This window comes from Kitasatospora sp. NPDC008050 (assembly GCF_042957465.1).
Classification (GTDB): domain Bacteria; phylum Actinomycetota; class Actinomycetes; order Streptomycetales; family Streptomycetaceae; genus Kitasatospora.
The window spans coordinates 1-23828 of the sequence record NZ_JBIBIJ010000007.1 but is presented as its reverse complement, the minus strand read 5'-3'; the positions used below and the strand labels follow the sequence as shown (position 1 = coordinate 23828).

Here is a 23828-nt window from a genome sequence, read left to right as displayed (position 1 = left end):
GGCGATGTACGCGCAAGAGGTGGAGATGCCGACGACGGTACCGACCCCGGCCGGTGCGAGCGGGCGAACCGGTCCTGACGGGCGGACCGGTCCTGACGGGCGGACCGGTCCTGGCAAACGGAACGGTCCTGGTGAACAGAACGGCCTGGCGGTGGCCGCCCTGGTGGTGGGCATCGTCAGCATGATCGGCTCGATCGTCCTCGTCGGCGGCGTGTTCGGCGTCGTCGGCCTGGCCCTGGGCGTCGTCGCCCTGACCAGAGCCCAGCGCAGCGGCGTCGGCCGGGGCCTGGCCCTCACCGGCCTGGTGACCTCGTTCCTGGCGATCGTGGTGTCCGTCCTGCTCGCCTTCTGCGCGGTCTGGTATGCCGACAAGACCCAGAAGTGCTACCGGCCCGACAGCTTCCAGCAGTACTCGCAGTGCGTCCACCAGCAACTCACCGGCCACTGACCGGCCGCTGACCAGCCGCTGACCAGCCCCGGGGGCGAGCCGGGGGGCGAGCCGGTGCCGAACCGCGGTGCGGTAGGGTCCGCTGCACGTACAACGGGGGTGCTTGGTGGACACGGCGGAGGAATGGCTCTCACCTGGGCTGCCTGAGCTGACGAAGGCTCAGCGCGAGAAGTTGGCCCAGGTCGGATTCGACGTGCAGCGCCTGTACGAGCTGAGCCGCAGCAAGTACGGCGTCTCACAGGTGCGCAGTGCGCTGCGCTGCTTCACCGACGCGTGCCCGGGCGAGCAGCCCACCGTCGCGGACGTGGCGCGGGTGGGCGAGGCGTGGCGGCTGGCGAGCACCCGGCCCGCGACGATCCTGCGCAGGGAGCTGACGCGGCACGGCCTCAACCACCTGGACCCCGATGCCGGGCACGCGCGATCGGCGCTCGGCGAGTACACCCCGCTGAGCAAGAAGGAGCGCGAGCAGAAGCCGAAGCCCCCGCGCCCCCGCACTCCAGGGCGGGCCGTGGCGGGCTGGGCGGTGGTGCTGCTGCTGGTCGTCGTCCAGGCGCTGCTGGGCATCCTGGACCTGGGCATCGGCATGGTGATCGGCGGAATCGGGCTGATCGTCGGCTGGTTCCTGGCGGTGCGCCGGCTGGTCTACGGCAGGCGGAACCCGCCGCGCCCGGTGAAGGTGACGTACATCCTGGGTGCGATCGCGCTGTGCTACGCGACCGCGTCCACCGGGGCCGTGGCGGTGATGGCGCTCGGTTCCCACGGGGTCGCGCACATCGCCTACGAGGAGACCGACACCGGCAGCCACAACACCAAGTACAAGCAGTGCTACGTGGACCTGCCGGACAGCTACACCGAGCCGTTGCGCACCACCGGCTCCTGCCCGGCACCCGACGGGTCCCCGGTCGACGTCTACTACCAGCCGGGCGGCGACTCGCCGCTGCGGCCGGTGCTGGCGAACTCGGCCTCGCTGGACCGGGCCGGCCTGGTGTGGGGCCTGCCCGCGGCACTGGGCCTCGGCCTGCTCGGGTACGCGGCGGCGGCGAGCACCCGCGGCGTGGAGCGGGCGCCCCGGACCGAACGCGTGCCCGAGCAGCGGGCCCGGCCCCAGGACAGGCGCCACTAGGGTCTGTCCGACAAGCAGTGCCGGCTGGTCCGGTCGACGTCGGCCAGCTGCTCCGGCTGACGCCGGCCAGTTGCTCCGGTCGACGTCGGCCAGTTGCTCCGGCTGACGCCGGCCAGTTGCTCCGGTCGACGTCGGCCAGTTGCTCCGGCCGACGCCTCGCGCCGGACGGCTACTCCGTCCGCAGCGCCGTCACCGTCCGGGTCCGGGCCGCCCAGCCCGCCGGGAGCAGCGCGCCGAGGAGGGCGATCAGCAGGCCGCCCAGGCCGAGCAGGGCGAGCTGCCCGTCCGAGTAGACGTCGATCAGCGCGGGCGGGAAGTCGAGACCGGCGCTGTGGCCCATCGCGGGCATCGTCACCGCGTGCAGGGCCAGGCCGAGCGGCAGCCCGACGGCGCCGCCGAGCAGGCCGACCAGGGCGACCGAGGCGAGGACCATGGTGACGGTCTGACGAGGGGTCATGCCGAGCGCCTTGGCCACGCCGATCTCGCGGACCCGTTCGCGGGTCTGCAGGACGACCGTGTTGAGCACGCCCAGGCCGGCGACGGCCACCAGCATCAGGGTGAGCAGCCCGGTCAGCGCGTCCATCGCGACGATGGTGCCGCTCGCGCCGTGGTCCTGGCCGCTGTCGGCGGTGAGGCCCAGCGGGGTCAGCGTGCTGTTCAGCGCGGTGGCGTAACCGGCCGCGCCGGTACCGGGCTTCAGCTTGATCGAGTAGGTCAGCGGGTCGAGCCGGGGTTCGGCGGGGGCGAGGGTGGCGGCGTCGGTGAGGACCTCGTTGGTCTGGGTGTGCGGGTCGAAGACCTCGCCGACGATCCGCACGGGGAGCGCCTTGCCGTGGTCCTGCAGGGTGACGGTGTCGCCGAGCCGGGTGGCGGTGGCGGTCAGGAAGGTGGTCGGCACCACGGCCTCGCCGGGGGCGGTGAACCACCGTCCGGCGACCATCCGGTAGCCGGCCCAGGAGGCGTCGCCGCGGAAGGCGAAGACGCTGGTGGTGCCGGCCACCCCGGCGACCGTCACCTCGGTCTCGGCGGTGCCGTAGTACTTCAGCGTGCCGGGCTGGGCGTTGACGGCGGCGTTGACGGCGGCGGCGATCGCGGCGGGATCCACCGCAGGACGCACCTCGGCAGAGCCCGGAGTGGAGACCCGCGCGCCTCCCGGCGGCGGGCCGTAGGCGTCGATGGTGACGTCGGCGTTGTCGTGGTTCTTGGCGGCCTGCACCCAGCTCAGCGAGGACCCGGTGCCGACCGCGAAGGTGGCGGCTGCGGTGCCGAAGACGATCGCGGCGACCGTCCCGGCGGTGCGGGCGGGGCGGGCGAAGGGCTGGGCCAGGCCCAGGCTGACCGGCCGCGGCAGCGGCAGCCGGGCCGCCAGCCGGGCGGCGCGACCGGCGGCCCGACTCTCCGTGCGACGACCTGCCTGCGGGGTGCGCCCGACGGCGAGCGCGTCCACGGTGCGCAGCCGGCCGGCCCGCAGCGCGGCGGCCCAGGCGGTGAGGGTGACCAGGCCGAGCGCCCCCGCGATCACCGCGAGGTCGACCCAGGGGGCGACGCCCGCGCTGGTGCCGCCGTAGGCGTCGGCGGTGGCGGAGAGCACCGGCACGGCCGCCAGGTTGCCCGCGAGCGTGCCGATCGCGGTGCCGATCGCGGCCGGGACCAACGCCTGAGCCATGTAGGCGCGCACCACTTGGGCGGGGGTGAAGCCGAGCGCCTTGAGGATGCCGATCCGCCGGGTGCCGCTGCCGACCGCGCCGGACACCACGATGCCCACGATGAGCACCGACATCAGCACGCCGAGCAGGCCGAAGGCGATCAGGAACGGCACGAAGAGCGCGGTGTTGCGGCTGCTGCCCTGCGCCGTGTTGAGCCAGGACTGCACGCCGGTCAGCGCACCGGCGGGCGTCGCCGCGGCCACCGCGGCGCGGTCGGCGGCGAGTTGCGCGGTGGTGCCGGCCGCGGCGAAGCGGTAGAGCATCTGGTAGCCGCCGGGCGCGGCGGGGGTGGTGAGCGCGGGGATCTGGGCCGGCGCCACCCAGGCGTCGGCGCTCTGGCTCACCGAGCGGGCGACGCCGACCACGGTCAGCTTCGGATCGCCGGGCAGCGCGGGGAGGTCCAGGGTGGTGCCCAGGTCGCGGATCGGGCCGGCGTAGCTGTCGGCGAGCACGATCTGGCCGGGGCCCGCGGCCCAGCTGCCGCGCAGCAGCGTGACGTCGTCGACGGGGCCGCCGGGGTCGGTGCGGCCGACCACCGTCATCGGCGGCAGGCTCACCCCCGCGGGCAGGTGGAGCTCCGGGCCGCCGTGCGGGTCGAGGGTCGCGGTCGCGAACGGCCCGGCGGCCGCGGTGACGCCGGTGGCGTGCGCCGAGGCGGCCAGTCGCGCGGCGCCGCCCCCGCCGCCGCCCACGCCGCCCGCGCTGCCGCCGCTGTCCACACGGCCCGCGTCGAACTGCGCGACCAGGTGCGCGCCGTGCTGACCGGCGAAGGCCCGGTCGAACGGGCCGTCCGAGGCGACCAGCAGCGATCCGCCGAGCACCGAGACGGTCACCGCCATCATGGTGGCCAGCCCGGTCACCACGGTCTGCACCCTGCGCCGCCGCACCCCGGAGCGCACCACCCTGCCGAGGCCGCTCATCGGGCCACCGCCCGGGTGACGTCACGGGCGATCCGGCCGTCGGCGATGGTGACGGTGCGGGTCGCGCAGGCCTGCGCCAGGGTCAGGTCGTGGGTGACCGTGACGATCGTCTGGCCGTCCGCGTGCAGCTCGTTGAAGAGCGCCTTGACGTCCTCACCGGCGGCGGAGTCCAGCGCGCCGGTCGGCTCGTCGGCCAGCAGCAACGCCGGGCGGTTCATCAACGCCCGTGCCACCGCGACCCGTTGGCGCTCACCGCCGGACAGCCGGCCGGGGTGCGCCCGGGCGTGCCGGGCGATGCCGAGCACGTCGAGCAGCTCGGCCGCCCGCCGGCGCGCCTCGCCGCGGGCCATGCCGGCCAGCTCGGCCGGCAGCACCACGTTGTCGGCCACCGTCAGATCGTCCAGCAGGTTGAAGAACTGGAAGACCATGCCGATCCTGGCCCGCCGGAAGCGCGCCGAGGCGGCCTCGCCCAGCTGGTCCACCCGTACGCCGTCCACCGTGACGCTGCCCGAACTCGGCCGGTCGAGGCCGGCGATCAGGTTGAGCAGCGTGGACTTGCCGCTGCCGGAGGGGCCGAGGATCGCCACCGACTCCCCGGCCCGCACGGTCAGCGACACCTCGTCCAGCGCGGCGCGCCCCTGGTCGTAGCGGCGGCTGGCACCGCTCAGCTCGATCACCGGCGTGGTCATCATCGTCTCCCTCGGCAGATCCGTCCGGCCCTGGTGGCCACTGCGAAGGTAGGAGCGGGGGCGGGGGCGGCACCTCGCTCCGCCGGGGCATTTCCGGTACCGCGCCAGGCGGACACCGCGCGGTGTCATCCTTGCGATGTAGTCGAGCGGTGCAGCGCGAATCCGCACCCGGGCGGATGTACCGCGACGGCGCCGGCCGCCACACTGATCACGTGACGAACGATCATGTGGCGAACGGAGCCGGCGGGCCCAACCCGCCGGCGGCCGAACGGCTGCGCGCGCCGGCCGGGCGGACCCTTCGGTGGCTCGCGGGCCCGCCGGTCCCGGGCGCCGCGCCACCCCCCGCCCTCACCCGGCGCGGCCGGTTCTTCGACGTGGTGCTCGCGCTGCTGCTCGCCCTGGCCGGCGTGCACTATCTGGCGAACCCGCTGAGCGGCGGCCTCTCCGCCTGGAGCGGCCCGGCCCTGCTGGTGCCGCTCGCCGCCGCGCCGCTGGCGCTGCGCCGCCGCTACCCGCTGGCGGTGCTCTGGGTGGTGCTGGTGCTGACGCCACCGATCCGGTACGACTCGGGCGACATCGCCTACTGCGCCGGGGTCCTCTGCATCGTCGCCACCTACAGCGCCGCGGTCCACGGGCCGCACCGGACGGCCACCCTGGCCAGCCTGCCGGTCGCCGCCGGGGTGCTGGTGTACCTCTTCGACGGCGCCCAACTGCCGCAGTTCCCCAACGCGGTGATCGCGCTCCTGGTGCTGGTGCCGGTCCTCGCGGTGGCCTACGAGATCCGGATGTGGCGGCGCCGGGTCGACGAGGGCCACCAGCGGCTGTCCACCCTGGAGCGCGGGCAGGTCGCCGCGCTGCAACGCGCGGTGGAGCACGAACGCGCCCGGATCGCCCGCGAGTTGCACGATGTGGTGACGCACAACGTCAGCGTGATGGTGATCCAGGCCGGTGCCGCCCGCAAGATCATGGACAGATCCCCCGAGCGGGCCCGCGAGGCGCTCCTCGCGGTGGAGACCGGCGGCCGGGCGGCGATGGCCGAACTGCGCCAGGTCATGGGACTGCTGACGATGGACAGCGACGGTGCCGCCGATCCGGCCGCGCAGGCCGAGCTCGCCCCGCAGCCGGGCCTCGGCCGGCTGGAGGCCCTGGTCACCGGGGTGCGGCAGGCCGGGATGCCGGTCGAACTGACCGTGCTGGGGCAGCGCCGCGCGGTGCCGCCGGGTGTCGAACTCGCCGCCTACCGCGTGGTGCAGGAGGCGCTGACCAACACCGTCAAGCACGCGAGCGGCGCCGCCGCCGAGGTGGTCGTCGAGTACGGCACCGACGAGTACGGCGCCGGCCGGCTGCGGGTGGAGGTCTGCGACAGCGGCGGCCGCCCGAGCCCCGCCGCGGCCGGCGGCAACGGCCGCGGGCTGCTCGGCCTGCGCGAACGCCTCGCCGTCTACGGCGGTACCCTCACCAGCGGTCCCCGGGTCACCGGCGGCTACCGCGTCCGAGCACTGATACCTCTGGAGGCCCTGTGACCGAGCCGCTGCGCGTGGTCGTCGCGGATGACCAGGCGCTGGTGCGCACCGGCTTCCGGATGATCCTGGAGTCCGAGGGCATCGACGTGGTGGCCGAGGCGACCACCGGGGTCGAGGCCGTCGACGCGGTCCGCCGCACCCGGCCCGACGTGGTCCTGCTGGACATCCGGATGCCGGAGATGGACGGTCTGGAGGCCACCCGGCGGATCGTCGGCGGCGCCGCACCGGGCAGCCAGGACGGGCCTCGGGTGATCATCCTGACCACCTTCGACCTGGACCGGTACGTCTACGCGGCGCTCTCGGCCGGCGCCAGCGGGTTCCTGCTCAAGGACGTCAGCCCCGAACACCTGGCCGGCGCCGTCCGGATGGTGCGCGGGGGCGATGCGCTGCTCGCCCCCGCCATCACCCGCCGCCTGGTGGAGCGCTTCGCCCGCAAGGACCCGGCGGGCGAGGCGATCCACCGCGATCTGGCCACGCTGACCCCGCGCGAGCTGGAGGTCATGGGCCTGCTCGCCCGCGGCCTGAGCAACGCCGAACTCGCCGCCCATCTCACGCTCTCCGAGGCCACCGTCAAGACGCACGTGGCCCGCATCCTGGCCAAGCTCAACCTGCGCGACCGGGCCCAGGCGGTGGTGGTCGCCTACGAGACGGGCCTGGTCAGCGTGGGCGGCGGCGCGGCGGCCGGCCCGATCGGCTAGCGCCGGTCCTGGCCGGCCGCCGCGCTGACGGACCGTCAGCCCTGCGGCGTGGCAGCCGCCGTCGGAGCACCCGCCGTGCCCGTGCCCGTCTGCCGGGTCACGATCGGCCACTCGTGCTGGTAGATCTGGAACGGCAGGTCCTTCTCCAGCAGCGGGGTGCCGAGGATGGCGATGCGCGCCAGCACGTCCCCGTTCACGGTCAGCCCGCCGGACAGGCCCGCCTTGCCGTCCACGGCCGGAGTCGTCCCGCTGCCGTCCACGCTGACCTGGCCGTTGACCGTGGCGCGCAGGTACGGCTCGACGGTGGCCTTCACGCCCAGGGTGTCGTAGAGGGCGACCGAGCCGTCGGCCACCAGGCCGGTGCGCACGGCGGCGTTGCCGGTGAAGGTGGCCCGCACCGGGGAGACGGTGGTGTGTCCCGGGTCGGTGACACCCGTCCAGCCGCCCGCCTTGGTGTAGTCGGCGTGGATGCCCCAGGCGCCGTCCATGCTCTGCTGGGCGTCGACGGTGACGGTGCCGTCCGCGCTGATCTCGGCGTAGACGGTGAGGTTGAGGGTGATCACCACGGGCAGCGCGCCGACCATCACGGTCGGGGTGGCGGCGAGCGTGGCGATCGGTATCTTCACCGGTCCGGTCGCCGCGGTCAGACCCGCCGTGACGTGCCAGTCGGCGTGCGCGCCGAGGTCGAAGCCGACCTTGGCCTGCTGCAGGCTGAGCAGGCCGCCCTGGTAGCTGAAGTCGACGCTCGGATCGAGCTCGATCGAGCCGGCGAGCGTGGCCTTGGCGCCGCCGGGCAGCGGGACGTTGTCGTTCGCGTCCAGCCTCAGCGCGGCCGAGGCACCGCCGCTGCCGCCGCCGGGCTTGGGGGTGTAGGACACCTTCAGGTCCTTGACCTGCGGGGTGACCTGGATGTTGTGCGGGTCGAGCGCGGTGCGGATGTCGGCCTGGGCCTGGCCGAGCAGTTCGGAGACGGCCGCGGGGCGGGTGCTCGCCTCGACCTTCCCGCCGGCCGCCTGCTTGACGTCGGTGATCGCGAGCAGCGCGCCCTGCGGTGCGGCGGCCGACGGCGGGCTGTCGATCAGCTGACCGGGGCGGACGGCGGCCGTGGCGGCGGCCGAGGCGGCGGCCGAGGCACTCGGGCTGGGGCCGGCACCCTGGGCGGTGTCGGCGGCGGCCAGCACGACCTTGCCGGTCTGCTTGTCGTAGGAGTCCAGCTTGAGATCGGCCTGGCCGACCGTGGCGGGCTGCCCGGCGAGGGGCGAGCCGCTCGGCGAGGGCCCGGTCGCGGTCGCCGCCGGGGTGCCGGGCGCGCTGGGCCGGGCGGACGGGGAGGAGCCGGCGGGGGTCTTCGGGGTGGCGGTGGATCCGGCCGGTGACTGGACGGCGGCCGGGGCCACCAGGGTCACCGGCGGGGTGCTGCCGGTGGCCGCGACCACCGGGAGGGCGCCGCCGGCCGGGACGGTCGCGGCCAGGGCGGCCGCGGCGGTGGGGTCGGCTGGCGGGGCTGCGGGCGTCGTCGGGTCGCAGGCACTGAGCGAGAGCACGACGGACGCGGCGAGCGCGGTCAGCGCGAGGGTGCGCATGGACAAGCGGAGGGTCACCTTCGGCGAGAACGGTCGGGGAGGTACGGGAGCGGGGCCCTGACAGCCCGTCACTGGCGGCGCCGGGAAGCCGCGCCGTCCCGTGTCAGTGAGGCTCGACTACCGGAGCGGACCGGTGGCCTGCCCCGCGCCGGACCGTCCCGCCGCCGTCGGAACCGCCGTCGCGCAAGCCCCTGGCGTCCTCTAAAACTAGAGCCAGTAGTTTTGCCAGTCGTGACCGTACACTAATCGCGACCTGGCCCTACAACTCGTGGCCACCGCCGCCTCTGACGGCCCGACGGACCGTTGACGAAGGGACCCCACGATGGGCAGACCCCCGCGAGCGCTGCTGACCCGGGAGGGCATCCTGCGCGCCGCCCTCGCCCTGGTCGACGAGGAGGGCCCCGGCGCCCTCTCCACCCCGCGGATCGCGGCCCGGCTGGGCGTCAGAGGCCCGTCGCTGTACAACCACGTCTCCGGGCGCGACGAGATCGTCGACGGGATCCGCGAGCTGATCCTCGCCGAGATGGACCTCGACATGAGCATCCGCCCGTGGACGGCCGCGCTCGACAGCTGGGCCCGCACCTACCGTGCCGCGATCGCCGCGCACCCGCACACCATCCCGCTGCTCACCGGCCGCCCGGTCCGCTCACTGCCCGCGCTGCACAGCTACGCCGAGGCGTTCGCGGTGCTGCGGGCCGCCGGCTGGCCGGAGGAGCACCTGGTCCCGCTCGTGCAGTCCTTCGAGTACTTCCTCAGCGGCTCCGCACTCGCCCTGGTCGACGCGCCCTGCGAACTCCCGCTGCCGGACGGGCAGCTGCCGCACGGCCTCGACCCGATGCTGAACGCCCCGGCGAACTACCGCGACCTGGCCTTCGAGGCCGGCCTGACCGCACTCATCCGCGGCTACCAGGAGACCCTGGCCGGCCTGCGGTCCTAGCCCCTGGCCGGCCTGCGGCCCCAAGGCCTGTCCGTGCCGCGCCCCGGGGTCAGACCTTCGCCGGCACGTAGTACGGCCGGTTGTGCGCGGCCACCGGCGGCGACTGGTAGGTCCAGACACCCGCGGCGGGCGCCCGGCCGATCAGCTCGTCGAGATGGCGGCCCACGGCGCTGTCGCGGTCGGCGACCGTCAGCCGCACCCGGCCGGCGGCGCCGGCGTCCAACGCGTGGTGCTGGTAGGGCTGGTAGACGTTCATCGGGCCGGCCAGCAGGCCCTCGCGCGGGTCGGTGCCGTAGCCGGTGATCGGGGTGTTGTTGACCGGCTCCGAGGTGAGCCCGGTCAGGTCGGCCTCGAAGGAGAAGAGCGGGTGCTCCTCGCGCTCGATGCCGCCGCCGTCCGCCGTGAAGCCGGCCCGCTTGCAGCTGACCGACCAGCTCCGCTGCCGCGCCGGGCCGTTGAGCGAGGGCATGGCGGTCTCGAACCAGCCCGGGTACTTGGGCTCGGCGTAGAGCCGCGAGCCCGCGTCGATCGCGAGCGGGTTGTCGCACAGCACGTGGATCCGGGCGATGCCCAGCAGCTTGGTCTGGTCGAAGCCGTGCGCGTACTGCTGGTAGCCGAGCGCGGGCAGCCGGCCGAGGGCGGCGGCCGGGTGGGCGATGATGTTCACCTCGATCTCCTGGGTGATCCCGCCGCCGTTCGGATACTGCGCGAAGTAGAGCTGGTAGTTGACCGAGACACAGGCCTGCCCGTCGAACTCGGCGGCGACCAGCCCGGGGTGGTGCTCGGCCAGGACCTCCCGCACGGGGGCCGGGGCGACCAGGTAGTCGACGCCGATGTTGTGCAACGCGCCATAGTGGAACGGCAGTTGGTACGGCTCCGGGACCGGCGGCAGCTCCGGTCCCGGGTGCTGGCTCGGGCTCTGGTTCACGGGTGGTCGACTCCTTCGCGGGTGAGCAGGTCGTGGTGGATCCGTTCGGCGCTGCGCAGGGCCAGGGCCGCCATGGTGAGCGAGGGGTTGGAGGTGGCGACGGTGGGCATGCTGCCGCAGCCGACGGCGTACAGGTTCGGGTGGTCCCAGCAGCGCTGCCACTCGTCGACCACCGAGTCGGCGGGCGAGTCGCCCATGATGTGGGTGCCCGCGCCGTGCCCGGCGGCCCGGTAGGCGTACGGCTTCCCCTGGTACTCGAAGTAGCCCGGCCACGCGGGTCCGGGTTCGAAGCGGGTGTGGTCCTGCGCGCCGAGCAGCGCGAAGAGCTGGTCGGAGACGGCCTTCGCGGCGACGATGCCGCGCTTCACGTACTCCGAGAGGTCGTAGTGGAGCACCGGGCGCGGGTTGCCCAGCGCGTCGCGGTGGCGCGGGTCGATGGTGACCCGGTTGGCGGGGTCGGCGTCCTGCTCCATCTCGAACTGGAAGGCGATCTCCCGCCCGATCCGGTCGCCGAGCGTGCGCCGCAGCTCCGGGCCGAACAGGCCCCGGCCCGCCGGTCCCCCGCTGCGCAGCAGCTCGGCCACCCGCAGGTCCGGCGGACCCAGGGCCCAGGTCCAGCCCCAGTTGCCGATCTCGACCCGGAACGGCGCGCGGCGGGCCCGGGCCGCGCCGAACCGGAAGCCCTCCAGACCGGAGGTCGAGCCGGGGCCCCGGTAGGCGCCGACCTGTTCGGGCATCAGCCCCCAGGTCAGCAGGACCGGGTGGTCCATCAGGTTCCGGCCGACCTGGTCGCTGCTGTTGGCCGCCCCGGAGGCGAGCAGCAGCTTGGCGTTCTCGATCGCGTGCGCGGCCAGCACCACGAGGTCGGCGTCGGCGGTGTGCGCGGTGACGCGGGTGGGGTGGTCGTCGCCGCCTTCGTGACCCTGGTCGTACGTCCGGTAGTCCACGCCGGTGGCCCGGCCGTCGCCGTCGATCCGGACCCGGGAGACCACGGCCCGGGTGACCAGCGTGACCGAACCGCTCCACCGGGCCTGGGTCCGCAGCGGGGTGTACTTGGCCTGGGAGGGGCAGATCGGCACGCAACTGGCGTGCCCGGCGCAGAGCCCGCCCTCGGGCCGGTAGCCCGGGTCGGGCCGGCCGTTGCGGGCGTGCGGGGTGCCTACCACCCGCAGCGGGGTCGGCGCCTCCTCCTCCGGATCCTGCACGCACTTACCGTCCAGCGCATTCGACAGGACCTGGTCCAGGTAGCTGCGCGGGATCCCCCGCATCGGGAACGCGTAGCCCTCCGGGAACGGCAGGCCGACCGCCTCGCGCTGCTCCGCGGCGTCGGCGGCCACCCCGATCTCGCGTTCGGCGGCCCGGTAGTACGGCTCCAGCTGGGCATAGCTGATGGGCCAGTTGCGCCCCTGGCCGAAGTCACCGGCGCGGAAGTCCTCGGGGTGCATGCGTGGCGTGAGCCCCGTCCAGGCCAGCGCGGTACCGCCGTTGGCACGCAGGTAGCCGCTCGCATAGGGCAGCGGACCGCGCTGCACGAAGTACCCGTCCGCGCGGTAGCCGCCCTCGGCGCGGCCGGACAGGTCCAGCACGGACGGCGACGGCGCGGCCGCACTCGTCCGGTACGGCGCCTCGGGCACCTTCACCGCCGCCGAGCGGTAGGCCTCGATCGCCGCCCGGTGCCCCGCCGCAGCCTCCGGCTCACCCTGCCCCGCCTCCAACACCAGGACCCGCCAGCCCTGTTCACCCAGCCGCTGGGCCACCAGCGACCCGGCGAACCCGGCCCCGACCACGATCACGTCCCACCGCCGGCCGCTCACCGCACGCCCAGCGGAGCGGCCGCCCAGCTACCGAAGCCCTGAGCCGCCACACCAGGCGCCTGCCCGCCGAACGCCCGCCAGACCAGGCCCTGCGCATAGGCCGCCGACGAGACCACGACCGGTGGCCCGTCCTCCGACGCCCAACTCCCGAGGTACCAGAGCCCCACGACCGCCCGCGCCAGCTCCCGTACCTCCCCCTCACCCAGCGGCTCGGCCACCAGCCGCCCGAGCGCCGCCGCCCCCGCCTGCTCCAGCACCACCGCCCAGTAGGCCTCGGCCATCCCGGTGGCCCGCAGCTCCTCACCACTGAAGCCGGTCAACTCCGCCGACACGGCTATGAACTGCTCGATCGTCGCCACGCCCCACCCCCCATTCGGCCCGCACTCCCCCTGGCGGCCCGAAGCTACCCACCCACCTGATCACCCCATGCACTCCGCACCCGATCGAGTGAATCGGAGGCCATATTCCAGAAAAAAGACGCACTATGTGCTAGTGCCACAATGGCTTCATCCGGTAGCGCCGACCCTACACAGGGCTACCTCGGAAGGCAGCTCGGACACCATGTTCCGCCCGCCCCCGCGCCGGGCGGAACATGGTGTCCGAGCTGCCTTCAGCGCTACGCAGGCGTCATCAGCCCTTCGTCACGCACTTGTTGGCACTGTTCGACCACAGGCCCTGCAGGTCGAAGGTGCCGGTGCTCAGGGTCACGTAGGCGTCCAGGTTCTCGCACTCGTCACCGATCTCGCCGTTGCTCCCGTTCCAGCCGATGCTGGGCCAGAAGTCGGTGACCGTCTCGGCGTACTCGTGCGTCTCGGTGGACTCCAGGCCCGACAGGAGGCGGCCGTCGGTGAAGGTGGTGCAGCCGCCCGCGCCGGTGTCCGGGACGTAGGGCAGGTTGGTGTAGGCGAGCTTGCCGTAGGACGAGGTGGTGAAATCGTGCCAGGCGCAGAAGCCGCTGCTCGGGAAGCCGTCCGGGTGGGTACCGGTCGCGGAGACCACCACGTACTGGGCGTTCAGGTTGGGCGCCTGGGTGGTGTTGCCGAAGTGCGCCGCCGCCTTGGTGGCCTCGGCGGCGATCTGCGCGGCGGTGGCGCTGGCCGGCGCGGCGGCGGCGTTGTCGAACCAGGCGCCGGCCAGCGGGGTGCTGCTCGGGTGGGTCACGTGGGTGCCCGAACTCCCGCAGTTGCTGGTGCCCTTGGCCACGCCTTCGCAGTACTGGTCGAGGATGGTGCCCCAGGTGTCCTTGCTGCCGTACAGGCCCTTGAACATGTTCTGCAGGTCGGGGGCGACTCCGGCCGGGTCCTTGGACCACTGTGAGCCCCAGAAGACCAGGTACACCTTGGGCTTGGGCGCCACCACGCCCTGCGTGCCCGCCGAGCCGACGCTGAGCGTGTTGCTCACCGCCTGACCACTCGTCACCTGGGCCCGCGCCGCCGGCCCGGCCTGCCGGTCGATCGGCTTGGCCCCGTGGTGCGCCGCGACGGGGGCGGCGGCGGTGGCCGAGCCTGCTCCGGCGAACGAGCCGGCGCACAGCACCGCGAGGGAGATCAGGCCCAGGGCCCGGGACTTGCTGCTGAAGGGGCGAACGCGCATGTGGGGATGGCCTCCTGGAACGGGGGTCGACGTGGCCTGCCGGTCGTGGGGTCGGCGTGGCCCTGCCAATAGTGGCGTGGCGGCCGACGCCCCGACAGATCTCCCTTCCTCTGAGAATCCTCTGAACTCAGCACACCGACCGGGACGGAACGGACCGCAACTTCTCAGAAGCCTCTGAATGTCGGCGCTCCCCACCCTTGTGCCGCTCGATCCGTTGACCGGTGTACGCCAACTCTGTTTTGCTACACGCCAGCAACGGCGCACCACCCTGTCGGACCGCCAAACACCGTGCGTGTCACCACGGTTGGTATCACCCCGTCGGAGCCGGCCGAGAGCTCCGCGGACCGCCACGCTGTGCTCGACGTTCCCCACTGCCGGCGAATCCCACGCCGGCCGGCACTTCGTGGCGCCCGCTCGCCTCCCCCGCCCCATCGGGGTCCCGGCAGTACACCCGCGCCCAGCTGCCCTGTTCCCACCGAAGCCGACCGCCCCAGCCGACCGGCGACGGGCGATCTGCAGCAGAGAGGATTCCCCCACACATGGGCACCCCCCGCTTCCGCGGCACGGCCCGAGCAGCCCTCACCGGCCTCGCGTCGCTGTCCCTGTTCTCCGGCGTCATCCTCGCCGCCGCCACACCCCAGGCGGTGGCCGCACCGGCCGCACAACCGGCCGCGAGCGCCGCGAACCCGTACAACCCGTCCTACCAGCACGCCTACCGGCACGGTGCGGTCCCGACCATCCAGCAGAACGCCAAGATGAAGTCGTGGGCTGCCACTCAGGCCACGCCGAACGCGACCACCGGCCCGGAGACGCTCTCCTACGGCGGCGGGGTCAACGGCGTGGGCGTCAACGACGGCCACGCACAGGTCTACCTGGTGTTCTACGGCTCCCAGTGGGGTACCCAGGGCACCGACGCCAACGGCAACGCCACCTTCTCGGGTGACGCGGACGGCGCCGCCGCGGCCGCCCAGCAGATGTTCAAGGGCATCGGCACCGGCAACGAGCTCTGGTCGGCCGACCTGACCCAGTGGTGCGACGGCCCGAACGTGGCCACCGGCGCCACCAGTTGCCCCTCGAACGCCAGCTACGTCCCCTACCAGGCCGGCGGTGTGCTCTCCGGTGTCTGGTACGACAACTCGGCCGCCTCGCCGAGTGCCGCCTCCGGGAACCAGCTCGGCCAGGAGGCCGTCAACGCGGCCGCCCACTTCGGCAACACCACGACCGCGTCGAACCGGCACACGTACTACGTGATCATGTCGCCGACCGGCACCAACCCGGACAACTACCAGGGCCAGTACTGCGCCTGGCACGACTACACCGGTGACAGCTCGCTGACCGGCGGCGCGGTCAACTCGCCCTACGGCGACATCGCGTTCAGCAACCAGCCGTACAACATGGACTCGGGCTCGGGCTGCGGCGTCGGCTTCGTCAACTCCCCCGGCACCCTTGACGGCTGGACCATGACGCTCGGCCACGAGTGGCACGAGATGATGTCGGACCAGTTCCCGGCCGGCGGCTGGACCAACCAGCAGAGCGGCAGTGCCAACAACGGCCAGGAGAACTCCGACGAGTGCGCCTGGATCGCGCCCGGCACCGCGGGCGGCGCGGCCATGGTCTCGATGAGCACCGGCACCTTCGCCGAGCAGGCCAGCTGGTCCAACGACACCAACGCGTGCGCCATTTCGCACCCGATCGTGGGCGGCGGCTCGACCGGTAACACCGTGACGGTCGGCAACCCGGGCACCCAGAGCAGCACCGTCGGCACGGCGGCCAGCCTGCAGGTCAGCGCCACCGACTCGGGCTCGGGCCAGACCCTGACCTACTCGGCCACCGGCCTGCCGGCCGGCCTGTCGATCAACTCCTCGACCGGCCTGATCTCCGGCACCCCGACCACCGCGGGCACCTCCAGCGTGACGGTCAGCGCCAAGGACAGCACCGGTGCCTCGGGCAGCGCCTCGTTCTCCTGGACCGTGTCCACCTCGGGCGGCGGCGGCTGCACCTCCGCCCAGCTGCTCGGCAACCCCGGCTTCGAGACCGGCAGCGCCACGCCGTGGACCGCCACCGCCGGTGTCATCAACAACGACACCACCTCCGAGCCCGCCCACTCCGGCTCCTGGGACGCCTGGCTGGACGGCTACGGCTCCGCGCACACCGACACCCTGTCGCAGACCGTGAAGGTCCCGACCGGCTGCAAGGCCTCGCTCACCTTCTGGCTGCACATCGACACCGCCAAGACCGGCAGCACCGCTGCCGACAAGCTGACGGTCGCGGCCAACTCCACCACCCTGGCCACGTACTCCAACGTGAACGCCAACTCGGGCTACGTGCAGAAGACCTTCGACCTCTCCAGCTACGCGGGTCAGTCCGTGACGCTGAAGTTCACGGGTGTGGAGAACTCCTCCTCGGCCCAGACCAGCTTCGTCCTGGACGACACGGCGATCACGACCAGCTGATCCGACGGACCAGTTGAGTCGAACCCAGAGACCTGCGGGGGCGGGGGCCGTGGCCCGCCCCCGCAGCACAACCCGACAAGCGGCAGGTGCCCCCGGGATCTCCCGGGGGCACCTGCTCCTTGCTGTCCTGCTGGCGGTGGCCGGCTGCTCCGGCGCCCCCGCACCGACCCCGCCCGCCACCGCGACCCCCACTCACCCGACCACTGCCCGCCCCACCCCCGGCCCGCCGCTCGTCGTGCTGGGCGAGCAGGCCAACGGCGGCTCGGTCACCGTCCCCACCGGCGCCACCGTCCGCCTGCTGCTGCACAGCACCTTCTGGGCCGCCCCGCGCAGTTCCGCCCCGGGCAGCCTGGCGCCCCTCGGCGCCCCCGACTCCGCCCCCTCGTCCGGCCCCGGCTGCCGGCCCGGCTCCGGCTGCGGCACGGTCACCGCCGACTTCCTCGCCCGGGCGGCCGCCACCGTGCGGCTGACCACCACCCGCACCAGCTGCGGCGAGGCCCTGCGGTGCCGCCCCGGGCAGGCCGACTTCACGGTCACCGTCGTCATCTCCCCGGTCCCCTCGATCCCCCCGACCTCCCCGGCCTCCCCGGCCTCCCCGGCCTCCCCACCGGTGCCGGCGCCGTAGGAACGGCCGGTCGGACCGGCCCCGGGCGCCGTGCGGCGCTGCCCCAAGGGGCAAACCACCGCTTGAGGTACCGCTGCATACCGGGTATACATACCAGGTATGCAGCGGTACCGACTGGTGCCCGCCGCATGGCAAAGCCCGGAAAGAGGGGAAACGTTGTTGCACATCGAACCGACCAGGAGCGCGACCGAACCCGTGCTGCACCTGCAGCAGGCCAGCCGGATCCACGGCAAGGGCGCAGCCCAGGTGCACGCCCTGCGCGGCGTGGACCTGCGGGTGCACCCGGGCGAGTTCGTCGCCGTGATGGGCCCCTCGGGTTCCGGCAAGTCGACTCTGCTCACGCTGGCCGGCGGGCTCGACAGCCCGACCAGCGGTGAGGTGCTGGTGGAGGGTCAGTCACTCGGCGAGCTGAACCGAGGCCGGCTGGCCGCGGTCCGCCGCCGCGCCATCGGCTACGTCTTCCAGGACTACAACCTGATCCCCGCGCTGACCGCCGCCGAGAACATCATGCTGCCGCGCGAGCTGGACCGGATATCCACCCGCGTCGCCCGCCGCGAGGCGCTGGCCGCGCTGGAGGAGCTGGGCATCGGCGAGTTGGCCGACCGCTTCCCCGACGACATGTCGGGCGGCCAGCAGCAGCGGGTGGCGATCGCCCGCGCGCTGATCGGCGACCGCCGCCTGGTGCTGGCCGACGAGCCCACCGGAGCGCTCGACTCCACCACCGGCCAGTCCGTCCTGGCCGTGCTGCGCGCCCGCTGCGACGAGGGCGCGGCCGCCATGATGGTCACCCACGAGGCCCGGCACGCCGCCTGGGCGGACCGGGTGGTCTTCCTGCGCGACGGCGAACTGGTCGACGAGACCGGGCAGCAGGACGCGGCGACGCTGCTGGCCCTGGCCAACCAGCTGGCCCGCGGATTCGAGGCCGAGCAGTGAACCCCACCTCCAAGCGCACCCCGTCGGCCCTGAGCTGGGCCAGGCTCGCCCTGCGGATCGCCCGCCGCGACGCACTGCGCGCCAAGGGCCGCAGCGCCCTGGTGCTCGCCATGATCGCGCTGCCGGTGCTCGGCGTCGCCGGGGCCGACGTGGTCTACCGCAGCGCCCAACTCGACCCGGGCGAGCGGGCGGCCCGCGTCATGGGCACCGCCGACGCACTGATCAGCTTCCCCACACCCGGCAGCGCTGTGCAGCAGGCCCCGTTCGCCGACGACGGGACCCGGTACGTGCCGAGCGGGGCCAACCAGGCGCCCACGCCCGAGGTGGCGAAGAGCCTGAGCACCGACCCGGCCACGCTGATCACCGGCCTGCTGCCGACCGGCAGTCGGCTGGTCCCGGCGAGCCCCGGCCCCGAGGCGAGCGCCAGTTCGCGCGACGGGCTGTTCGCCACCGCCACCGGCGAGGCCGACCTGACCGGCTCGCTCTGGTCGGGCCGGATCAACCTGGTCCGCGGCCACGCCCCGAACGCCCCGTTCCAGGTGGCGGTCACCCAGGACTTCCTCAACCAGTCGGGGCTCTCCCTCGGGTCCACCACCACGCTCAAGGGCCTGGAGAAGCAGCCGTACACGCTGACGGCCGTGGTGGAGTACCCGGGCGACCTGTCGAAGGTGGCCCTGATCGGCCGTCCCGGCGAGGTGATCGCACCGCTGAGGGACGCCCACCCCACCCCGCAGGACTACGCGGCCGCCGTCGCCGAACCGGGCAACAAGATCGACGTGCCGGCCTGGCTGGTGCAGTTGCCCGCCGGGGACACCCTGGACTGGAACAAGGTCCAGGAGTTCAACCGCTACGGCTACACCGTCACCTCGCGCGGCGTCGCGCTCAACCCGCCGCCCCGCTCGGCCGTCCCCTACTACCGCTTCCAGTTCACCCTGCCCGGCACCGGCTTCACCGCCGTCGTGGTGGCCACCGTCGCCGGCATGGCGCTCCTGGAGACCGCTCTGCTGGCGGGCCCGGCCTTCGCCGTCGGCGCCCGCCGCTCCCGCCGCCAACTCGCGCTGCTGGCCGCCGCCGGCGGCGACCGCCGCCACGTGGGCGCGGTGGTGCTGGGCGCGGGCGCGGTGCTGGGCGCGATCGGCGCCGCCGCCGGTGTGCTGCTCGGTGTCGGCCTGGTGGCGGTGCTCCGCTCGTGGTTCGAGCAGACCGCCGGCAGCCGCTTCGGCCACTTCGCCCTGCACCCGCTGGATCTGCTCGCCATCGCCGTGGTCGGGCTGGTCACCGCGCTGCTCGCCGCCGTACTGCCGGCCGTCCAGGCCGCCCGCCAGGACGTCGTCCAGTCGCTCCGCGGCGCCACCACGGTCAAGCCCGCCGGCCGCCGGATCACGCTGCTGGGCGTGCTGATGGTGGTCGCCGGCGCCGCGATGGCCCTGCTCGGCGCCAGTATCGGCCAGTCGAACCAGCTCGTGCTCGGCTCCTACGACGCACGGACCCTGGCCGTCTTCGGCGGCTCGGTCACCGCCGAGCTGGGCCTGCTCCTCTGCACCCCGATGCTGGTCAGCCTGCTGGGCCGGCTCGCCCGTCACCTGCCGCTCGGCCCCCGGCTGGCGCTGCGCGACTCGGCCCGCCACCGCGGCCGCACCGCCCCCGCCGTCGCGGCGATGATGGCGGCCGTGGCCGGCGCCGTGGCCGTCGGCGTCTACACGACCAGCAGCGATGCCCAGGCCAAGGCCGAGTACCGGGCCAGTGCGCCCAGCGGCGCGGTCACCCTCACCCTCACGACCGACAATCCGACCGTGCCGCGGATGCGCACCGCGGTCGAGGAGCAGTTGCCCGGTCTGGGTCAGCGCGCCGACATCTCGCAGGTCACCTACCCCTTCTGCGACCAGTGCAGCAGCGATGTCACGTTCAAGCCGAACGCCCCCGGTCAGCAGGACCGCACCCTCGCCCGCACGCTGGCCGGCGACGCGACCGCGCTGCACAACCTCTTCGGCCTGCACGACCCCGCCGCCGAGGCCGCGCTGGCCGCCGGCAAGGCCGTGGTCTTCGACCCCGGCTACGTCAAGGACGGCAAGGTGACCCTCGTGCTGCGGGGCGCGATCAGCGCACCGGTGCAGCCCGGCCAGGCGGTCCAGCCCAGCGAGCACGAGGTCAGCCTGGACGCGCTGCTCATCGACAACCCCGTCGACGCCGCCTACGGCACCGGGCTGGTGAGTCCCGGGACGGTCGAGCAGCTGCACCTGAGGCTGCGTTCCGCGAAGTCGGTGTGGCTGCCCGCCGCCGCGCCGACCCAGAAGGACCAGCAGCGGGCGACGGCCGCCGTCAACGGCATCAACGCGTCGGCCGAGCTGGACGTCGAGCGCGGCTTCCAGTCCACGAGCGACCTGGTCACCCTCGCGCTGACCGGCTTCGCGATCCTGGTGGTGCTCGGCGCGGCCGGCATCGCCACCGGGCTGGCCGCCGCCGACTCCCGCCCCGACCAGGCCACCCTGGCCGCCGTCGGCGCTCCGCCGCGGATCCGGCGCACCCTCGCCGGCCTGCAGTGCGGCCTGATCGCCGTGGTCGGCGCGGCGCTGGGCACGCTGAGCGGGTACGTCCCCGCCGTCGCCCTGCGCCGGGCCCGCGACCTGGCGTACTCCGGAGGCGTGCACACGCCGATCATCACCCCGTGGAGCCTGATCCTGCTCATCGTGCTGGTGCTCCCGCTGGCCGCCGGCCTGGTGGCCGCGGCCACCACCAGCTCCCGCATCCCGCTGAGCCGCCGGGCCACCTGACCGGCCCTGCAGCAATGCCGAAGGGCCGCGCACCGATCCGGTGCGCGGCCCTTCGGCGTTGCTGCAGGGGCCTGACGGACCCTCTCACGGTCAGCCCAGCTCGCGCAGGGCCGCGAGGACCTCCAGGCCGAGGGTCTGGTCGGCCTCCTCGGGCAGCGCGGCGGAGATCCGGGTGACCAGTCCGGCGTACCGGCGGTGGATCTCGGCCGCGACCTCGGGCACCGATCCGGCGACCGCGAAGGTCTCGAAGACCTCCTCGTCGATCGACTCGGCCATCTGCTGCCACCGACCGCGCGTCGACAGGCGGTGCAGCTCCTCGTGCAGGTCGAGCCAGCCGTGCTGCTCCAGCACCGGGCGGTAGGCGGGCGTGGAGGCGTAGAAGGCGAGGCGCTCGCGCACCAGGGCCCGGTTCGCCCGCAGCTCCTCCTCGGTGCGCCCGGTCGCGGTGAGCACGTTGCCGGCGATCTCGAAGGGCCGCCCGGTCCAGGCGGCCCCCGCCCGCTCGGCCTCGGCCCGGGCCGCGTGCACCCCGGGCAGCACCCGTTCGGTCAGATAGCCGACCGAGCTGAAGGGGTGGGCGATGAAACCGTCGGCCACCGCCCCCGCGGTCCGGGTCATCAGCGGGCCGACCCCGGCCAGCAGGATCCGCGGCACACCGGCGGCGACCGGTTCGGGCGCGAAGGCCGGCGTCATCACCGTGTGGGTGTAGAAGTCGCCGCGGAACCGCAGCCGCTCCCCCGTCTGCCAGCTGTGCCAGATCGCCCGCACCGCGTGGACGTACTCGCGCATCCGCGCCGCGGGCCGGTCCCACGGCATGCCGAAGCGGCGCTCGATGTGCGGCTTGATCTGCGAGCCCAGCCCGATGACGGCCCGTCCGCCGGACGCCTCGTGCAGTCCCCAGGCCTGGTAGGCCAGCGTCATCGGGGTCCGGGCGAAGGCGATCGCGACGCCGGTGGCCAGCTCGATGGTGCGGGTGCGGTCGGCGGCGCGGGCGAGCTGGAGGAACGGGTCGTGGGCGGTCTCGGCGACCACCAGCCGGTCCATGCCCCACTGCTCGGCCTGCTCGGCGGCGGCCAGGATCCCGGCGGGGCGCCCGACGGCGGTGACGTCGAGCCGGAAGGCGGGGGTCGGACGGTCGTCCATCGGGTCGGATCCTCCTGGGTGAGCGGCACGGATGCCCTCGTACCCTCGCACGCCCGCGCCGCCGGCCCGGGACGCATCCCGGGCCGGCGGCCGTTGGTCGTGCTACCGCGGTCCGGCTCAGGCCAGCGGAGCCGGGAAGGTCGGGTACTCCACACCGGAGACGTACTGGACGACCCGGATCACCTGGCAGGAGTAGCCGAACTCGTTGTCGTACCACAGGTAGAGGATCGCGTTGTCGCCCTCGACCTTGGTGGCACCGGCATCGACGATCGAGGCGTGCCGCGAGCCGATGAAGTCGCTCGACACCGCGTCGGGAGCGCTGATGAAGTCGATCTGCCGCTTGAGCGGCGAGGTCAGCGACACGTTGCGGAGGTAGTCGAGGACATCCTCGCGGTTGGTCTCCTGCGCGAGCTGCAGGTTCAGGATCGCGATCGAGACGTCCGGCACCGGGACGCGGATCGAGCTGCCGGTGATCGTCGCCTTGAGGTCCGGCAGGGCCTTCGCGACGGCGGAGGCGGCGCCGGTCTCGGTGATGACCATGTTGAGCGCCGCCGAACGGCCACGGCGGTCGGCGCTGTGGTAGTTGTCCAGCAGGTTCTGGTCATTGGTGTACGAGTGGACGGTCTCCACGTGGCCGCGCAGCACACCGTACTTGTCCGCCATCGCCTTCAGCGGCGGGACGATCGCGTTGGTGGTGCAGGAGGCGCAGGACAGGATCTGCTCGTCCGGCTTGATCATGTCGTGGTTGACGCCGTGCACGATGTTGGGCACGTCGCCCTTGCCGGGCGCGGTCAGCACCACCTTGGCGATGCCGGGCTGCAGGTGCTTCGACAGGCCCTCGCGGTCGCGCCAGCGGCCGGTGTTGTCGATCAGGATGGCGTCCTTGATCCCGTAGGCCGTGTAGTCCACGGTCGTCGGGTCGTTGGAGTAGATCACCTTGATCTCGTGGCCGTTCACGACGATCTTGTCATCGGCCTCGTCGACCGTGATCGTGCCGTTGAACTGGCCGTGAATGGAGTCGCGCCGCAGCAGCGAGGCACGCTTCACCAGGTCCTCGCCACCGCTGTTGCGCACCACGATGGCGCGCAGCCGCAGGCCGTTGCCCGACCCCGCCTTCTCGATGAGCAGGCGGGCCAGCAGGCGGCCGATGCGACCGAACCCGTACAGGACGACGTCGCGAGGCTCGCTGCGGGCCAGCTTGTTGGCGCCGGTGGCACCGGCGACCGCCTTCGCGGTGAACTCCTCCACCGAGAGACCGCGGCTGTCGGCCTTGTACGTGGCGGCGAGCATGCCGATGTCGATCTGGGAGGGGCCGAGATCGAGCACCGTGAGAGCCTGCAGGAACGGAAGGGTCTCAGTGACCGAGAGCTCCTCGCCGGCGATCTGGCGAGCGAAACGGTGCGTCTTGAGAATGCTGACCACAGACTTGTTCACCAGCGAACGGCTGTGCAGCAGGACGGTGACGTCCTGCTCCCGATGCAGTCTCCCGATGATCGGAATCATCGACTCCGCGATCTCCTCGCGGTTCTTCCAGTTAGTGAACACGTCTTCATTGACAGTCACAGGAGGGTCCATCTTTCGAGCGGCTGGGAGGGTGCCCCCCATGCTAGCCATCGGACCGCGCGCCCGTTCGAGCGGACCCGCCTTGAGCTGCACCGCTCCCCCTTTCCGGGGCCGCGGCGAGCTCCGGCATCCCCACCCCGCGCCACCCGCCGGTAGCGCAACACCCCATCCTGGAGCGCTAGTTGGCCCCGCGATCCATCCGCCTCGGAAGTTCGCACACCGTGGCGAGGAACACATGCCGCTCTTGACGGTCGGCGGCCTGCCGCAACGGGATCGAAACGCAAAGAAGCCCCCTTCCTGACGGAAGGGGGCTTCTTCTGAATGATTGTTCGGCGGCGTCCTACTCTCCCACAGGGTCCCCCCTGCAGTACCATCGGC

18 protein-coding genes are annotated in these 23828 nt (G+C 73.3%); 9 read left to right on the top strand and 9 right to left on the bottom strand.

Going from position 1 to position 23828, the window contains the following annotated elements:
* Positions 1 to 151 precede the first annotated feature (151 nt).
* Both ACFZB9_RS15865 and ACFZB9_RS15860 read left to right on the top strand, forming a co-directional pair.
* Positions 152 to 448 carry a DUF4190 domain-containing protein gene (locus ACFZB9_RS15865; RefSeq protein ID WP_391447455.1) on the top strand — a complete coding sequence of 99 codons (297 nt, stop codon included), beginning with the start codon at positions 152 to 154 and terminating at the stop codon, positions 446 to 448.
* 103 nt (positions 449 to 551) lie between these two features.
* Positions 552 to 1571 (top strand): hypothetical protein, encoded by a 1020-nt coding sequence (locus ACFZB9_RS15860; RefSeq protein WP_391447453.1) that lies wholly within the window; start codon positions 552 to 554, stop codon positions 1569 to 1571.
* Between the two features lie 169 nt (positions 1572 to 1740).
* Here the strand turns inward: ACFZB9_RS15860 and ACFZB9_RS15855 are convergent, their stop codons facing one another.
* Both ACFZB9_RS15855 and ACFZB9_RS15850 read right to left on the bottom strand, forming a co-directional pair.
* Positions 1741 to 4197, bottom strand: a complete 2457-nt coding sequence (locus ACFZB9_RS15855) for an ABC transporter permease (RefSeq protein ID WP_391447452.1) — start codon at positions 4195 to 4197, stop codon at positions 1741 to 1743.
* Positions 4194 to 4886 (bottom strand): ABC transporter ATP-binding protein, encoded by a 693-nt coding sequence (locus ACFZB9_RS15850; RefSeq protein ID WP_391447451.1) that lies wholly within the window; start codon positions 4884 to 4886, stop codon positions 4194 to 4196. Before ACFZB9_RS15850 ends, ACFZB9_RS15855 begins: the two co-directional genes overlap by 4 nt.
* Positions 4887 to 5098: 212 nt before the next feature.
* On the opposite strand from ACFZB9_RS15850, the gene ACFZB9_RS15845 reads away from it, so the two are divergent.
* A complete protein-coding gene (locus ACFZB9_RS15845) occupies positions 5099 to 6409 on the top strand; it encodes a sensor histidine kinase (RefSeq protein WP_391447450.1) in 1311 nt (436 codons plus the stop codon).
* Positions 6406 to 7107 (top strand): response regulator, encoded by a 702-nt coding sequence (locus ACFZB9_RS15840; protein ID WP_391447449.1) that lies wholly within the window; start codon positions 6406 to 6408, stop codon positions 7105 to 7107. Before ACFZB9_RS15845 ends, ACFZB9_RS15840 begins: the two co-directional genes overlap by 4 nt.
* 35 nt (positions 7108 to 7142) lie before the next feature.
* Here ACFZB9_RS15840 and ACFZB9_RS15835 read toward each other — a convergent pair whose 3' ends face one another.
* A complete protein-coding gene (locus ACFZB9_RS15835; RefSeq protein ID WP_391447447.1) occupies positions 7143 to 8696 on the bottom strand; it encodes a hypothetical protein in 1554 nt (517 codons plus the stop codon).
* Between the two features lie 316 nt (positions 8697 to 9012).
* Between ACFZB9_RS15835 and ACFZB9_RS15830 the strand changes: the two genes are divergently transcribed.
* A complete protein-coding gene (locus ACFZB9_RS15830; RefSeq protein WP_391447445.1) occupies positions 9013 to 9627 on the top strand; it encodes a TetR/AcrR family transcriptional regulator in 615 nt (204 codons plus the stop codon).
* Positions 9628 to 9676: 49 nt separating this feature from the next.
* Here ACFZB9_RS15830 and ACFZB9_RS15825 read toward each other — a convergent pair whose 3' ends face one another.
* From ACFZB9_RS15825 to ACFZB9_RS15810, 4 genes are all read right to left on the bottom strand, one after another.
* Positions 9677 to 10555 carry a hypothetical protein gene (locus ACFZB9_RS15825; protein ID WP_391447443.1) on the bottom strand — a complete coding sequence of 293 codons (879 nt, stop codon included), beginning with the start codon at positions 10553 to 10555 and terminating at the stop codon, positions 9677 to 9679.
* Positions 10552 to 12369, bottom strand: a complete 1818-nt coding sequence (locus tag ACFZB9_RS15820) for a GMC family oxidoreductase (RefSeq protein ID WP_391447441.1) — start codon at positions 12367 to 12369, stop codon at positions 10552 to 10554. The genes ACFZB9_RS15825 and ACFZB9_RS15820 overlap by 4 nt, the downstream gene beginning before the upstream one ends.
* Positions 12366 to 12728, bottom strand: a complete 363-nt coding sequence (locus tag ACFZB9_RS15815; RefSeq protein WP_391447439.1) for a hypothetical protein — start codon at positions 12726 to 12728, stop codon at positions 12366 to 12368. Before ACFZB9_RS15815 ends, ACFZB9_RS15820 begins: the two co-directional genes overlap by 4 nt.
* A 271-nt stretch (positions 12729 to 12999) precedes the next feature.
* On the bottom strand, positions 13000 to 13962 hold the full coding sequence (locus tag ACFZB9_RS15810) for a hypothetical protein (protein ID WP_391447437.1): 963 nt from the start codon (positions 13960 to 13962) through the stop codon (positions 13000 to 13002).
* A gap of 539 nt (positions 13963 to 14501) precedes the next feature.
* Here ACFZB9_RS15810 and ACFZB9_RS15805 point away from each other — a divergent pair.
* The 4 genes from ACFZB9_RS15805 (at position 14502) to ACFZB9_RS15790 (ending at position 20744) form a co-directional block, all read left to right on the top strand.
* Entirely contained in the window at positions 14502 to 16415 is a 1914-nt protein-coding gene (locus ACFZB9_RS15805) for a putative Ig domain-containing protein (RefSeq protein WP_391447435.1), read from the top strand.
* A 136-nt stretch (positions 16416 to 16551) separates the two neighbouring features.
* The gene (locus tag ACFZB9_RS15800; RefSeq protein WP_391447433.1) at positions 16552 to 17040 is read left to right on the top strand and encodes a hypothetical protein; all 489 of its coding nucleotides are present in this window, start codon (positions 16552 to 16554) and stop codon (positions 17038 to 17040) included.
* 159 nt (positions 17041 to 17199) lie between these two features.
* Entirely contained in the window at positions 17200 to 17973 is a 774-nt protein-coding gene (locus tag ACFZB9_RS15795) for an ABC transporter ATP-binding protein (RefSeq protein WP_391447431.1), read from the top strand.
* A complete protein-coding gene (locus ACFZB9_RS15790; protein ID WP_391447429.1) occupies positions 17970 to 20744 on the top strand; it encodes an FtsX-like permease family protein in 2775 nt (924 codons plus the stop codon). Before ACFZB9_RS15795 ends, ACFZB9_RS15790 begins: the two co-directional genes overlap by 4 nt.
* Before the next feature lie 90 nt (positions 20745 to 20834).
* On the opposite strand, the gene ACFZB9_RS15785 is transcribed toward ACFZB9_RS15790, so the two are convergent.
* On the bottom strand, positions 20835 to 21887 hold the full coding sequence (locus ACFZB9_RS15785; RefSeq protein WP_391447427.1) for a TIGR03617 family F420-dependent LLM class oxidoreductase: 1053 nt from the start codon (positions 21885 to 21887) through the stop codon (positions 20835 to 20837).
* Between the two features lie 117 nt (positions 21888 to 22004).
* The gene (locus ACFZB9_RS15780; protein WP_391447425.1) at positions 22005 to 23450 is read right to left on the bottom strand and encodes a glyceraldehyde-3-phosphate dehydrogenase; all 1446 of its coding nucleotides are present in this window, start codon (positions 23448 to 23450) and stop codon (positions 22005 to 22007) included.
* Positions 23451 to 23828 lie beyond the last annotated feature (378 nt).